This is a genomic window from Methylobacterium ajmalii (assembly GCF_036448855.1).
Classification (GTDB): domain Bacteria; phylum Pseudomonadota; class Alphaproteobacteria; order Rhizobiales; family Beijerinckiaceae; genus Methylobacterium; species Methylobacterium ajmalii.
This window is the reverse complement of record NZ_JAZFXT010000065.1, coordinates 14,347-28,085: the sequence shown is the minus strand read 5'-3', so window position 1 is coordinate 28,085 and position 13,739 is coordinate 14,347. Positions and strand designations below refer to the sequence as shown.

Sequence of the window (13,739 nt, the reverse complement as noted above, 5' to 3'; positions counted from 1 at the left end):
CCAACCCCAGTCGAGGCTCTCGCCCCGCTGTCACTCTCATACTGGGATATCAGTCGATGGAAAATCGAACGACTTCTAAGGAGATCCTCGGCAGGACGAGATTTTCTGGGCGCCGCCACCGAGATCGGCCTATCATCGATCGGCCTGGAACTTAGGACAGGGCTCCGATCCCGGTTGTGGAACGGACGGCTGGACGAGCGGCCACGACGCCCGATCGGGGAAAGCCCGCGCGTCGGGTTCGTCGAACGGCCGGCCGACGCGCCGGTTCATCTCAGGGCCGCACCATTGAGGGCCGCAGCGTCTGTGGCGCGGCAGGGCTCGATCGCGCGAGGGCTCGGGCGCAGGTCGAGCACCCGATGCAGGATGCGGCCGAGCTGCTCGGCCGAGTACGGCTTGTGCAGCAGCTCGAACCCGTGCGCGTCCGACTGCGCGAGCACGTGGCTGTAGCCCGAGGCCAGGATCACGGGCAGGTGCGGCGCGCGCTGCTGCAGCTCCTGCGCCAGGGCGACGCCGCCCATGCCCGGCATCACGACGTCGGAGAACACCAGGTCGAACCGGCTCCCGTCGCGGCCCAGCTCCTCCAGCGCCTCCTCGGCATTGGCGGCCCAGACGGGCCGATAGCCGAGATCCTCCAGGATCTGCGTCGCGAACTGGCCGACGCCGACGTTGTCCTCGACCACGAGGATCCGCTGTCCGGTTCCCAGGGGAGCGTGCCCGTCGTCCTGCGGACGGTCCGCGGCCATCCGCTCGTCGGACGCGACCTCCGGCAGGTAGAGCGTGAACGTCGTGCCCTGTCCCAGGGTGCTCCGCACGTCCACGTCGCCGCCCGACTGCTTGGCGAAGCCGAAGACCTGAGACAGGCCCAAGCCCGTGCCCTTGCCCACCGCCTTCGTCGTGAAGAACGGCTCGAAGATCCGGCTGATCTCTCCCGGCGCAATCCCCGTGCCGGTGTCGATCAGCGCCACGGCCGCGAAGCGCTCCTGGGATCCGGCGTGGCCGCGGATGGCGGGCAGCGCCGTGCCGCACGACACCCGCAGGGTCAGGGTCCCTTCGCCGTCCATGGCGTCGCGGGCATTCACCGCCATGTTGACGAGGGCGGTCTCGAACTGGCTCAGGTCCGCCCGGACGAGGCAGGGCCCATGCGGCCCCTCGGTGACGACCCGCACCCGCGCGCCCGTCAGCGTGTCGAGCATGTCGGCGATCCCGCGCACCTTCTGGCCCACGTCGAAGACCTCCGGCTTGAGGGCTTGGCGCCGGGCGAAGGCCAGCAGCTGGCCGGTGAGCTTGGCGGCCCGCTCGACGGTGTCCGACACCGCGTCGAGGTACCGGCGCTTGCGCACCTCCGGCAGGTCGGGCCGGCGCAGGAAGTCGACCGACGACCGGATGATGGTCAGCAGGTTGTTGAAGTCGTGCGCCACCCCGCCGGTGAGCTGGCCGACGGCTTCGAGCTTCTGCGATTGGCGCAGGGCGTCCTGGGCCTGGGCGAGCTGGGCCTGGCTTCGCAGCCGCTCGGTCACGTCCATCACGAACTGGTAGCAGCCGGTGCGCTCGCCGCTCGCGTCGCGCAGGGTGCGGAAGCTGATCTGGTAGCAGGGGCGGGCGCGCTCGGCGTCGCCGTACTCCTCCACCACGGTGATCTCCTCGCCGGCGAGGCCGCGGCCCCAGCCGGCCCGCACCTGGGCCTGGTGCTCGGGCTGGTCGGCCAGCAGGTCGAGCATGTTGTCGCCGACCTTCGGCCGCACGCCGTAGATCCGCTCGAACTCGTCGGCATTGGCCTTGTTGATGGCCAGGATCGTGTAATCGAGATCGGCCGCCATCACCATGATGTCGGTGCGCTCGACGATGGTGGCCAGCAGGTTGCGCTCCGCCGTCCGTTCGGAGACCTGCTGCTCCAGGGTCTCGTTCAGCTCCTGCAGGCGGCGCTCGCTCTCGGCCAGGCGATGCTCGGTCTCCTTGCGCCGGCTCAGATCGACCGTCACGGCCAGGAAGTTCTTGAAGCAACCCTCCGCGTCGTCGAGGCGCCGGATGCTGGTATTGGCCCAGATCGCGGTGCCGTCCGGGCGCAGGTAGCGCTTGTCGAGGGAGGTGCTGCGTCCCGTCCCGATCGTCTCCGCGACCGCCGCCAGGCTGGGCGAGAGGTCGTCCGGGTCGGTGACGGACGTGAAGTCGAGCCCCAGCAACGCGTCGGCGGACCGTCCGAGGATGCGGCACAATTCGGTGTTCACCCGCAGGAAGCGGCCCTCGGCGCTCACCTCGGACAAGCCGACCGAGGCGCCGGCGAAGATCGCCGCCAGATGCGCCTCGCTCTTGCTCAGGGCCGTCTCGGCGCGGCCGCGCTCGATCGCCGCCTTGACGCGCTCGCCCACCTCCCGGATCAGGTCCTCCTCGGCCCGGGTCCAGACGCGCGGGGTCGCGCTCTGCACGGCGAGGAGCCCCACCCACTGGTCCTCCCGGAACAGGATGACGTCGACGTAGGCGGCGACCCGCCGCGATGCCAGGCCCTCGCGCGCCTCGGCGCCGAAGCGCGCATCCGAGGCCACGTCCTCGACGGCGACGACCGCGTTGTCGCGGTAGGCGGCCAGGAGATCCGGGCCGAAGGACGCCAGGGAGTGCTCCCCGACGATCGAATCGACGCCCCGGGCGTAGTCCCGTTCGACCTTCATCAGGCTGCCGCCGATCTCGGCGTAGAAGACTCGGCTGGCGTCGAGCCGCCGGCCGAGGCGCCGGGCCGCGACCTCGGCGATGTCCGCCGGCAATGTCAGCGGCCGCAGCGCGTCGCTGAGGTCCAGGAGGAAGGATTGCCGCCCCGGTCCGTCGCCGGGCGGGCCCTTGGCCTCCCGCCGGCCGCGCGGGGGAGACGCCGCAGGGCCGACGATCTCGGTGCAGGTGCCGTACAGACCCTCGACGCGCCCGGCGGCATCGCGGACCGGCAGGTGGAAGAGGGAGTACCGGGCCGCTTCCTGCGCGTCCGCGTGGCCCGTGGCCCGATCCACGACGAGCACGGCGGCGTCGGCATGGACCGGGCTGCCGGCATAGGCCGCTTGCGTGAGGGTGACGAGATCGGCTCCGATCCCGGACCAGACGTCGAGGTAGTCGCGCCCGAGCGCTTCCGGGTGCCTGCGCCCGAGGATCTCGGCATAGGCATCGTTGTAGAGGAGGGTCCGCCCGGCTCCCCAGACCAGGAACGCCGGCTGGTGCGAGGCGAGGATCGCGCCCACGAGGATCGTCAGGTCTTGCGGCCAGGCCGAGCGGTCGCCGAGCGGCGATGCCGCCCAGTCGTGCCCGTCCATGAGCGTGCTCATCCCGCCGCCGTCGGCGCGGAGGTCGGGGACCGAGAGAAGGCCGTCGGATCTGTCGTGCATGACGTCCTGTCCCCGCTTCGCGCGCGTGGCGGCCACGCGCCGCGGAAGATCGCGGGCCGATTGGCGCCCGCCCGCCTACCCGCCCGCGCCGCATCCGTGAGCGCCACCCGTTCGACAGGCCTGCGGGGCTCGGGAGGCCGGGCGGCAAGGGTTCGGCCGATCCGGTTCGGCCGTCGGAGAGGCGGCTTTCCGGCCGTGCGAGCGTGAGCGGTCTCACACGGAGCACCGGCTGTCAAAGCAATCGTCGCGGAAACCCGAGCGGGCGACGCGGCGGCGCACCGATGCGAGCCTGGTCAGGCCGCCTTGCAGCCGTCCCCGTCCATCAGCGCGTAGCAGGTCCGGTCGCGGCCGGTCGCCTTGGCCTCGTAGAGGGCGGCATCGGCGAGATCGAACAGGGCGCCGGGCGTGCCGCCCTCGCGCGGCAGGCCGAGGGCGAGCCCGACGCTCACCGTGATCCGGCCGACGCTCGCGCCCTCTGCCTCCACCACCAGGCTGGCGACGGCCGCGTGCACCCGCTCGGCGACGCTCACCGCCCCCTCCGCGTCGGTGCCCGGCAGCAGGATGGCGAATTCCTCGCCGCCGACCCGGGCGACGAGATCGGCCGGCCGGCGCGCGCTCGCCGACAGGGCGCCGGCGATCCCCTGCAGCACCCGGTCGCCGACCGCGTGCCCGTGGCGATCGTTGTAGCGCTTGAAGTGGTCGGCATCGACGACGAGGAGCGGCAGCGGCTCGCCGCGCCGGCGCGCCTCCGCGAAGGTGCGGGCGAAGGCCTCCTCGAAGGCTCGGCGGTTGGGCAGGCCGGTGAGCGCGTCGGTGCGCGAGAGCCGGGCCAGGGCGGCCTCCGCCTCCGAGCGCCGCCGCAGCTCCCAAGCGATCAGGAACGACAGCCCGATCGTCAGCCCGCACAGGGCGAGCAGCATGGCGCCGATCACCAGGGCCTTCCCCCGCCACTCCGCCTCGATCTCGTCGGTGGAGAGCGCGACGTTGAGGATCAGCGGCAGGCCGCCGACCTGGGTGAAGGCGTAGAGCCGCTGGACCCCGTCGCTGTGGGTGACGCCGACGAAGCTGCCGCTGCGCTCGCGCCGGAAGCGCTGGAAGTTCGTCGAATCGGCGAAGTTCGGCGCCAGCTCCGGGTTCGGCTCGGGATAGCGCACGAGGCGGGTGCCGTCGTCGAGGAACAGGTTGATCGTGCCCTCGCGCCCGAGCTTGATCCGGGCGAACAGGCTGTCGAAGTAGGACAGCGACAGGCTGCCGAGCACGATCCCGCTGAACGACTGGTCGCTCAGGCCGATGCGCCGGCTGAGCACCACGACGGGGGTGCCGTTAAGCTGGGAGATCACCGGCCGGCTGATATGGAGGCCGATGCCCGGATCGGCCTTGTGGGCCCGGAAGTACTCTCGATCGGCGCCGTTGATGCGCCGGGCCGGCCACCCGGCGGCGTCGTAGAGCGCGTTGCCGTGCTCGTCGAGGACCAGCATCACGCCGAGGTCGCGGGCGTTGACGGCGCGGTCGAACAGGATGCGCTGGCGGAAGCGCGGGCTGATCTCCTCGAGATCGTACATCTGCAGGTTCTCGACCACACTCTTCAGCGCCAGGTCGATGATCTCGACGTTGCGGTCGATGTCGCGCTCGATCACCTGGAGCAGGTTCTGCGCGGTCCGCTCGGCCTTGTCCCAGGCGTCCTGGCGCAGCTGGAGCAGCATCAGGGTGCAGACGGCGATGATGCCGAGCGGCACGAGGGTGCCGAGCAGGAGCCAGGTCTGGGCCGCCTGGGCGCCCCGCGTCAGGGCCGTGGGCAGGCGCGGGGTCATGCGTCGCACGGGAAGCGGGGGGTGAAGGCGGCGGCGACCGGCCGGAAGGCGGTGACCACCGCCGGATCGAGGCGCCCGGACATGCCCTCGAGGATCGCGAAGGCCGCCTCGCCCGCCATCGGCGGCTTGTAGGAGCGGCGCTCGATCAGGGCGGCGTAGATGTCGCAGACGGTGATCAGGCGCACGAGATCCGTGATGTCGTCCGCCTTCAGCCGGTCGGGATAGCCTGATCCGTCGAGCATCTCGTGGTGGGAACGCACGACCGCCAGCATCTCCGGGCCGAAGCCCTGGCCGGCGAGCATGCGGTAGCCCTCGTCGGGATGCCGGCGCACGATCGCCATCTCGTTCGCGTCGAGCTTGCCCGGCTTGTTGAGGATCGCCGAGGGGACGTGGATCTTGCCGACGTCGTGCAGCAGCGCCGCCTTGGTGAGGCGGTGGGATTCGAGGTCGCCGAGGCCGAGGCTGCGGGCGAAGGCGGCGGCGAGCCCGGTCACGAGGAGGCAGTGCTGGTGGGTGGCGTCGTCGAAGCGCTGCACCGCCCGGACCCAGTCGCGGATGCCGGTCTCGCGCACAGCGCGGCCGACGAAGTCGGTCCCGGTATCGACGGGGGCCTCGGTGATCGGCCGCTCGTCGACGAAGAGGCTGCTGTAGAAGCCCCGCGCCGCGTCGCTGGAGCGCACGGCGCCGAACGGCACGGGCCCGGCCTCGTCGGCGAAGGCGCCGACGGCGTCGCGCAGGCGGGCAACGTCGAACGGCGCGCAGAGGGTCCGGGAAGCCCCGAGCGCGACCCCGAACAGGCGCGCACGCGCGCTGTCCTGGTTCATCAGGACGACGAGGGGCGTGCCCCTGCGGGCGCGGCCGACGAGGCGGCGCACCCGCGCGACCGCCTCCGCGCTGAAATCGTCGACGTCGGTGACGAGGGCGTCGGCCGGCCCGGCCGTGGCCTCGTCGCCGTAGAGGTCGTGGATCTCGCAATCGATCCCGCCGGCGAGATCCCGCGCGAGATCCTGGGCGAGGCCGCGGCTGCGGCAGGGGTTGTCCGAGATCAGCAGGATCCGGTTCATCGAGGCGCTCGCCCGCCCTCTCAGGAGAACATCGCGTCGACGGCGTCTCGGGGAACGGTTGCGTGCCCGCGATGCAGTTCCGCGATCGCCCGGCGGGTTGTCACGATCGCATTCGGGCCGGCCGGCCGGTGAGGCTGCAGCAACGTGGTGCGATCGACGTCCTCGGGTGATCCTGGCGGGCTGCAGATCATGGCATCGATCACTGTTGGCGATTGGCCCACCACCATGGATAGGCCGTTATGGGTAGGCAATCTGCCTCGTCATGGATACCGGAAACGGTCTTAACAATCTGCTTACGCAGCGAATGACGAAATCTTTCCGGCAGTCGACGGGGATGGATTGCCGTACGGATGCGCCAGACTTCATGAAAAAATTCCCGAAGCTGTGATCACGGCAGTCATGATCGGATACGAGAGGATTTTTTTCCGGCTGCGACTTGGGCGTCCAGCCTCGTGGCGAGGAAGCGGGCGGTCTCGGCGGTCGGGCACCCGGACCGGCGCGACCGCTGCAAGGAGGCCGACGGCACCCGGGACGCCGCCCCGGTCTCCACCGCCGCCGCCGCGATCGACGACACGGTCCGATCGCTCGAGGCCTCGACGCGCAGGATCGTCGCGAGATCTCGCGCGTCGCCGTTGCGGTCTCGCGCAGGCGCACGGGAGGGCCGGTCCCGCGGGCAGGCGGTTGCAAGGTCTCGAGATCGGTCGCCGGACCGCCAGCGACGCGCGCGGAGAGCGGGGCGCCCGTCCGCACGGCGTCCCTCGCCGGGCCGCTCGTCCGGGCTTCTCTCGGCTCTCGTCCCGGGACCGGCCGCACGGAGCCGCAAGCGTCAGAGCAGCCCGCCCGTGGGCGCGCCATGCCCGGCGCGGGGCCGACGCGCGGGTGCCTCGATCGCGCCACCCGGGCTCGGGGCCGGAGCGCCGATCGTCGGCCGGCGGCCCGGGCCCTGAAAAGACCGGATCTGCCATTCCGGGGATCGGCCGGGCGGAGAGGGCGCCTGCGCGTTCAGCAGGCCGGCCGGAGACCTCGGGCGCTCGCCCACACCCCGCCCGGATACCCCCGCGGCGTCACTCGTAGACGCAGACGTAGATCTTGCGCACGGTCTCGATCGTCCGCCAGACGCCGACGAAGCCGGGCTTCATGACGAAGCTGTCGCCGGCGCGATACGTCTTGGTCTCGCCGCCCTTCTCCTCGATCTCCACCAGGCCGGAGAGGATGTGGCAGAACTCGAAAGTCGTGCCCTTGATCGAGTGGGTTTCGCCCGGGGTCGCCTCCCAGATGCCGGTCTTGACCGTCTCTTCGCGCGACTCGTCCTGCGCCCAGGTCTTGAACGAGGGAGAGCCCGCGATCAGGCGCTCGGGAAGCGGGAGCGCGTGCTTTGGCTCGAACGTCGGATCGGTGTCGATGGTGACGAGGAGGGTCATGGCTGTCTCGCGGAAGAGGTGATGGCCGCAGGCGCGCGCCGGGCCTCGCCCGGCGGATCTCCGGCTTCGCCTGCCGCCGCCGGGGAGCCGTCCGATTGTACGGAGGCCCGAACCGCCGCCCTCGCCGCCCGCCGCGGGGGTTTTGGAAGGAAATGCCGAAAACGCGCCGATTTCCGGTGAAAGCTGTGGTCGGCCGTCGCGCATCATCGTCCCGGCGGAACATGCGGATCGCTCGCGAAGCCGGCGACGGCCGATGTCGAGCCCCCTCCCGGGTGGGACCGGCTCGCGCCGCGGACCGCCGGTCGGTGAGGGAGGGCGAGAGCGGCGCGCCTATCGACCGGGATGGTCGAGAGCCCGGCCCGCCCCGGTCGCCGCCGCTCGCCGGCCCCCGTTTGCCACCTGAAGGACCGCCTGCCATGACCGATCCCATCCGGCACCTCGCCGAGGCCGGCCGCCTCGACCGGTTCTACGTCGACGGCGCCTGGCGCGAGGGCGCGGGCGCGGAGCGCGTCGCCGTCGTATCCCCGGCGAGCGAGACGGTGATCGCCGAGATCGCTCTGGGGACCGAGGCCGACGTCGCGCACGCGGTCGCCGCCGCCCGGCGCGCCTTCCCGGCCTGGTCGCGCACGGCGCCCGCCGAGCGCGCGGCGCTGCTCGACCGCGTCCACGGCCTCGTGATCGCGCGGCTCGAGGCTTTCGCGCAGACGCTGAGCGCCGAGATGGGCGCGCCCATCACCTATGCCCGAGAGGCCCAGGTGCCGCTCGCCGCCGCCCATATCCGGGTCGCGCGCGATCTCATGGCGACCTTTCCGTTCCTGTCGCGGCGCGGCACCACCGCCATTGCCCGCGAGGCCATCGGCGTGTGCGGCCTCATCACGCCGTGGAACTGGCCGCTCTACCAGATCACCGCAAAGGTCGCCCCGGCCCTGGCGGCGGGCTGCACCGTGGTCCTCAAGCCGAGCGAGCTCTCGCCCCTGAGCGCGCTCCTGTTCGCCGAGGTGATGGACGAGGCCGGCTGCCCGGCCGGCGTGTTCAACCTCGTCAACGGCACCGGGCCGGTGGTCGGGGAGGGGCTCTCCACCCATCCGGAGGTCGACATGATCTCGATCACCGGGTCGACGCGGGCCGGCGTGCTGGTGGCGCAGGCGGCCGCGCCGACGGTCAAGCGCGTGGCGCAGGAGCTCGGCGGCAAGTCGCCCAACGTCGTGCTCCCGGATGCCGATCTCGCCCGCTGCATCCCCCTCGGCATCGCCGCGGCGATGCGCAACCTCGGGCAATCCTGCAGCGCCCCGACCCGGATGCTGGTGCCCCGCGCCCGTCTCGCCGAGGTGGAGGCCCTGGCGCGCACGACCGTCGCCGGATTCGTCGTCGGCGATCCGCGGCGCGAGGCGACGACCCACGGGGCGATCGCCAACCGGGCGCAGTACGACCGCATCCAGCGGATGATCGCGATCGGCATCGAGGAGGGCGCCAAGCTCGTCGCCGGCGGGACCGGACGGCCCGACGGCCTGACGACCGGCCTCTACGCCCGGCCGACCGTTTTCTCCGAGGTGCGCCGCGACATGGCGATCGCCCAGGAGGAGATCTTCGGGCCGGTCCTGGCGATCCTGCCCTACGACGGCGTCGAGGAGGCGGTGGAGATCGCCAACGACACGATCTACGGGCTGGGCGCCCACGTCCAGGGCACCGACATGGCGCAGGTGCGGGCGGTGGCCGGCCGCATCCGCGCCGGGCAGGTCCACCTCAACGCCCCGGCCTGGGATCCGGAGGCGCCGTTCGGCGGCTACAAGCGCTCGGGCAACGGCCGGGAATACGGCCGCGAGGGGCTGGAGGAGTACCTCGAGACCAAGGCGATCCTCGGCTACTACGACTGAGCCCGGGGGCCGGCCCGCCGGACGATACCGGCGGCCGGCGCACGCCGCGCAGCAGAATATGCCGGCCCGTCCGGCCACTCCGGCACACCCGGATCGAGGCGCCCGGCTAGGCTGTCCCGGACGCCAAGCAGACTTGCGTTGGCAGGCCAACGCTTCGCCCGCTCAGGTTCTTGTCTTGTCGCAGATTTTCGGCGCCGAACCGGTCACCACTTCGGCGAAATCTGCTTAGGGAGCCCACGGATGCCAGCACCTCTCCTCCATATCGACACGACGCCGGACCTGCCGGCGGCCGCCGATGTCGTGGTGATCGGCGGCGGGGTCGTGGGCACGTTCACGGCCTACTACCTCGCGCGCCGGGGCGTCAGCGTCGCGCTCGTCGAGAAGGGCCGGATCGGGGCCGAGCAGTCGAGCCGCAACTGGGGCTGGTGCCGCCAGCAGAACCGCGACGCCCGCGAATTGCCGATGGCGACCAAGGCCCTCGACCTGTGGGACCGGCTCGCGGCCGAGATCGGCGAGGATCCGGGCTTCCGGCGCTGCGGCCTCCTCTACCTCAGCAACGACGAGGCCGAGATCGCCCGCTGGGCCAAGTGGCGCGATTTCGCCGCCGGCGAGGGCGTCGTCACCCACGTGCTCGGCGCCGCCGAGGCGCGCGAGCACGGCCGGGCCACCGGCCGGGAGTGGAAGGGCGGGGTGTTATCGCCCACCGACGGCATCGCCGACACCTCCCGGGCGGTGCCGATCGCCGCGCGCGGCGTGATGAAGGCCGGCGGGACCGTGCACCAGTTCTGCGCCGCCCGCGGCCTCGAGCTCGAGGGCGGGCGCGTCAGCGGAGTCGTGACCGAGAAGGGCACCATCCGCACGAAGGTGGCGGTCATGGCCGGCGGCGCCTGGGCGTCGTCGTTCGTGCGCCAGCTCGGCATCCGCTTCCCGCAGGCGGCGGTGCGCCAGTCGATCATGGCGGTCGGCCCCAACGTCGCCGGCCTGCCGGACGCGCTCTACACCGCGGGCGTCTCGCTCACCCGCCGCGGCGAGAGCGGCGGCTACAACCTGGCGATCAGCGGGCGCGCGCGGGTCGATCCCACGCCGCAGCAGATCCTGTTCGCCCGCGAGTTCGTGCCGATGTTCGCCAAGCGCTGGCGCGTCCTCCTGCCGGGTGGCGCCGAGGCGTGGCGCAGCGGCCACGAGACCGCGAAGCGCTGGGCCCTCGACAAGCCGACGCCGATGGAGCGCATGCGCATCCTCGATCCGAAGCCCGACGCGCGCCTCGTCGCCGAGACCCACCGGCGCGCCCTCGCGCTGCTGCCGGCCCTGCGCGACACCGCGATCACCGCGTCCTGGGCCGGCTACGTCGATTCGACGCCCGACGGCGTGCCGGGAATCGGCGAGGTCACGGGCGTGCCCGGCCTCGTCCTGGCGGCGGGTTTCTCCGGCCACGGCTTCGGCATCGGCCCGGGCGCCGGCCACCTCATCGCCGACATCGTCACCGGCGCCGAGCCGCTGGTCGATCCGCGCCCCTACCATCCCGATCGCTTCCACGCCTCGGCCTGGGGGAAGGTCGCGGAGTTCTGACGCCCCGATCGCGGCCCCGCCGCCGCCCCCCCCGATTTCGTTCGATCCACGCGGTCCGCCTCCGTGCGACGGCCGCCCCCGAGGAGTTCCGGCTCGCCATGACGGCTACGACTGAGATTCGCTCCATGACGGAGCAGGACCTGGAGCGGGGGCACGCCCTGTCCCAGGCGGTGCGCTGGCCCCACCGGCTCGAGGACTGGCGGCTGTTCCACGCCGTCGGCCGGGGCCTGGTCGCCACCGAGGGCGGCGCGATCACCGGCTGCGCGATGTCGTGGCTCTACGGCGAGCGCCTGGCGACGATCGGCATGGTGATCGTCGATCCCGCCCTGCAGGGCCGCGGGACCGGCAAGCGGCTGATGAGCGACCTGATCGCGCGGGCCGGCGCGCGGGCGATCCGGCTGACGGCGACCGCGGCGGGCCGCCCGCTCTACGAGCGGCTCGGCTTCGTCGTCAGCGGGTCGATCACGCAGCACCAGGGCCAGGCCGATGCGGGCGCGGCGGTGGCCGACGAGCGCGTGCGTCCGGCCGCGGAGGCGGACTGGGCCGCGATCGAGGGGCTCGACGCCGCCGCCACCGGCGGCGACCGCACGGCGCTCCTGCACGCCCTCCGGGCGCAGGGCCGGACCGCGGTGCTGGAGCGCGACGGCCGGATCATCGGCTTCTCGGTCTGCCGGCCCTTCGGGCGCGGCCACGTCGTCGGCCCGATCGTCGCCGCGTCGGACGACGACGCGGTCGCCCTCGCCTCGGTCCACGTGCGGGACCATGCCGGGGCGTTCCTGCGCGTCGACACCCGTCGCGACGACGGTCCCTTCGCCGAGTTCCTGTCGGCCTCGGGCCTGGTCAACGTCGATCGCAGCGTCGAGATGACCCGGGGCGAGGACGAGCGCGGCGGGTCCGTGCAGGTCTACGGCCTGGCGAGCCAGGCCCTGGGCTGAGTGGATCCGAAGCCTCGGCTTGCCGAGGCATCGTCCGCGTGGGTCCGTCGGTCGGCGGCAGGCGGTTCGCCGCCCACGGTGCCGCACGATCGCGCGCTGGCCCCGCCGGCGCGGATCGCCGACACTCGCCTGGCCGGCATAAGGCCGAAGCAACCCCGGTGAGGACCGCCCCATGCGACGCATCGCCTGCCTGCACACCATCGACAGCAATGTCGACGTGTTCGAGGCCGCCCTGACGAAGACGAGCTTTCGCGACGTGGCGCTGAGCCACGCGGTCCGTCCCGATCTCCTCGCCGGGGCGGAGCGGGCCGGGCACCTCACCCCCGAGATCCGCGCCGAGACGGCCGCACTCCTGCGGGGGCTGTGCGCCGAGGCCGACGCCGTCCTCCTGACCTGCTCGACCCTGGGCCCCGCGGTCGAGGAGGCCGGGCGGGACGCGCCGGTGCCGGTCATGCGGGTCGACGCCGCGCTGGCCGCCGAGGCGGTCGCAGGTGGCGGCAGGATCGCCGTGCTGTGCGCGGTCGAGACCACCCTGGAGCCGACGCGGCGGCTGTTCGAGGCGGCGGCCCGGGGGACCGGGGCCGAGATCGCGATGCACCTCGTCCCCGGAGCCTGGGCGGCGCTCAAGGCCGGGGACCGGGACCTCTATCTGGCGACGATCGCCGACGCCGTCAGGGACGCGCGGCGGGCCGGAGCCGCCCGCGTCGCGCTGGCCCAGGCGTCGATGGCCTCGGCCGGCGAGCGGCTCGCCCCGGAGGAGCGCCCGCTCGACAGCCCGCGGTCCGGGCTCGCCGCGGCGGTCGCCGCCATGGGCGGGGTGTGATCGCCCTGCCTCACGTCGCCCCTCCGGCGGATCGTCGGTCCGAGAGCCCGTAGACCCGCATCGCGTTGCCGCCGAAGATCCTGGCCATCGCCGCGGGGCCGAAGCGGGTGCCCAGCAGCGCCCGGGCCGCGTGGGCGACCTCGCCGTAGGTCGCCGCCAGGGTCGCCACCGGCCAGTCGGAGCCGAACAGCAGGCGGTCCTCGCCGAAGCACTCGGCCGCGTGATCGACGTAGGGCGCGAGATCGGCGAGCGACCAGTCCGCCCGCGCCTCCGTGACGAGGCCCGACACCTTGCAGGAGACGCCCGGGAACGCCGCCAGGGCGGCGAGGTCCGCTCGCCAGGGATCGAGGGCGCCGGTCGCGACCGGAGGCTTGGCCAGATGGTCGACCACGGCGCGCAAGGCGGGCACCCGGGCCAGGGCCTCGGCGACGTGCGGCAGGTGGCGCGGGAAGACGAGGATGTCGAAGGCGAGCCCGCTCTCCGCCACGCGCCGCAGGTTGTCGAGGACGCGCGGCCGCAGGATGAAGCGGTCGTCGTCGTGATCCTGCAGCATCGGGCGCAGGCCCACGAGGAGCGGGTTCTTGCGATAATGCGCCAGCCGCTCCGGGAAGGCGTCGGACTCCATGTCGAGCCAGCCGACGACCCCGGCGACGTACTCGGTCCGGGCGGCGACCTCGAGCAGGAAATCGGTCTCGGCCTCGGTCTCTGCCGCCTGGACCAGGATCGTGCGGGCGATGCCGGCCCGGCGCATAAGCGGCGCGAGGTCGTCCGGCATGAAGTCGCGCAGGAGAGGGGAGACATGCTCGCCCATCCAGCCGTAATCGCCGCGCGCCACGCGCCAGAAGTGCTGGTGGCTGTCGATTGCCCCGGTCACGGGTCG

At 72.7% G+C, this 13,739-nt stretch carries 9 protein-coding genes; 4 read left to right on the top strand and 5 right to left on the bottom strand.

The genetic code is table 11. The features are described from left to right. Window positions 1-266: 266 nt before the first annotated feature. From V3T34_RS26765 to V3T34_RS26750, 4 genes are all read right to left on the bottom strand, one after another. Window positions 267-3,362 carry a PAS domain S-box protein gene (locus V3T34_RS26765; protein ID WP_305078593.1) on the bottom strand — a complete coding sequence of 1,032 codons (3,096 nt, stop codon included), beginning with the start codon at window positions 3,360-3,362 and terminating at the stop codon, window positions 267-269. 293 nt (window positions 3,363-3,655) lie between these two features. Further along, window positions 3,656-5,173 carry a sensor domain-containing diguanylate cyclase gene (locus V3T34_RS26760; RefSeq protein WP_305078594.1) on the bottom strand — a complete coding sequence of 506 codons (1,518 nt, stop codon included), beginning with the start codon at window positions 5,171-5,173 and terminating at the stop codon, window positions 3,656-3,658. After that, window positions 5,170-6,237 (bottom strand): HD-GYP domain-containing protein, encoded by a 1,068-nt coding sequence (locus tag V3T34_RS26755; protein ID WP_305078595.1) that lies wholly within the window; start codon window positions 6,235-6,237, stop codon window positions 5,170-5,172. Before V3T34_RS26755 ends, V3T34_RS26760 begins: the two co-directional genes overlap by 4 nt. A 1,064-nt stretch (window positions 6,238-7,301) precedes the next feature. Further along, window positions 7,302-7,658: a cupin domain-containing protein gene (locus V3T34_RS26750; RefSeq protein ID WP_305078596.1), complete on the bottom strand. Its 357-nt coding sequence runs from the start codon at window positions 7,656-7,658 to the stop codon at window positions 7,302-7,304. A gap of 416 nt (window positions 7,659-8,074) precedes the next feature. Between V3T34_RS26750 and V3T34_RS26745 the strand changes: the two genes are divergently transcribed. The 4 genes from V3T34_RS26745 (at window position 8,075) to V3T34_RS26730 (ending at window position 12,859) form a co-directional block, all read left to right on the top strand. Beyond that, a complete protein-coding gene (locus V3T34_RS26745; RefSeq protein ID WP_305078597.1) occupies window positions 8,075-9,532 on the top strand; it encodes an aldehyde dehydrogenase family protein in 1,458 nt (485 codons plus the stop codon). A 240-nt stretch (window positions 9,533-9,772) separates the two neighbouring features. Beyond that, window positions 9,773-11,101, top strand: a complete 1,329-nt coding sequence (locus V3T34_RS26740; RefSeq protein ID WP_305078598.1) for an NAD(P)/FAD-dependent oxidoreductase — start codon at window positions 9,773-9,775, stop codon at window positions 11,099-11,101. 125 nt (window positions 11,102-11,226) lie between these two features. Then, on the top strand, window positions 11,227-12,036 hold the full coding sequence (locus V3T34_RS26735; protein WP_305078599.1) for a GNAT family N-acetyltransferase: 810 nt from the start codon (window positions 11,227-11,229) through the stop codon (window positions 12,034-12,036). Between the two features lie 172 nt (window positions 12,037-12,208). After that, entirely contained in the window at window positions 12,209-12,859 is a 651-nt protein-coding gene (locus V3T34_RS26730; RefSeq protein WP_305078600.1) for an aspartate/glutamate racemase family protein, read from the top strand. Between the two features lie 10 nt (window positions 12,860-12,869). On the opposite strand, the gene V3T34_RS26725 is transcribed toward V3T34_RS26730, so the two are convergent. After that, window positions 12,870-13,733, bottom strand: a complete 864-nt coding sequence (locus V3T34_RS26725) for an amidohydrolase family protein (RefSeq protein ID WP_091890221.1) — start codon at window positions 13,731-13,733, stop codon at window positions 12,870-12,872. Window positions 13,734-13,739: the final 6 nt, after the last annotated feature.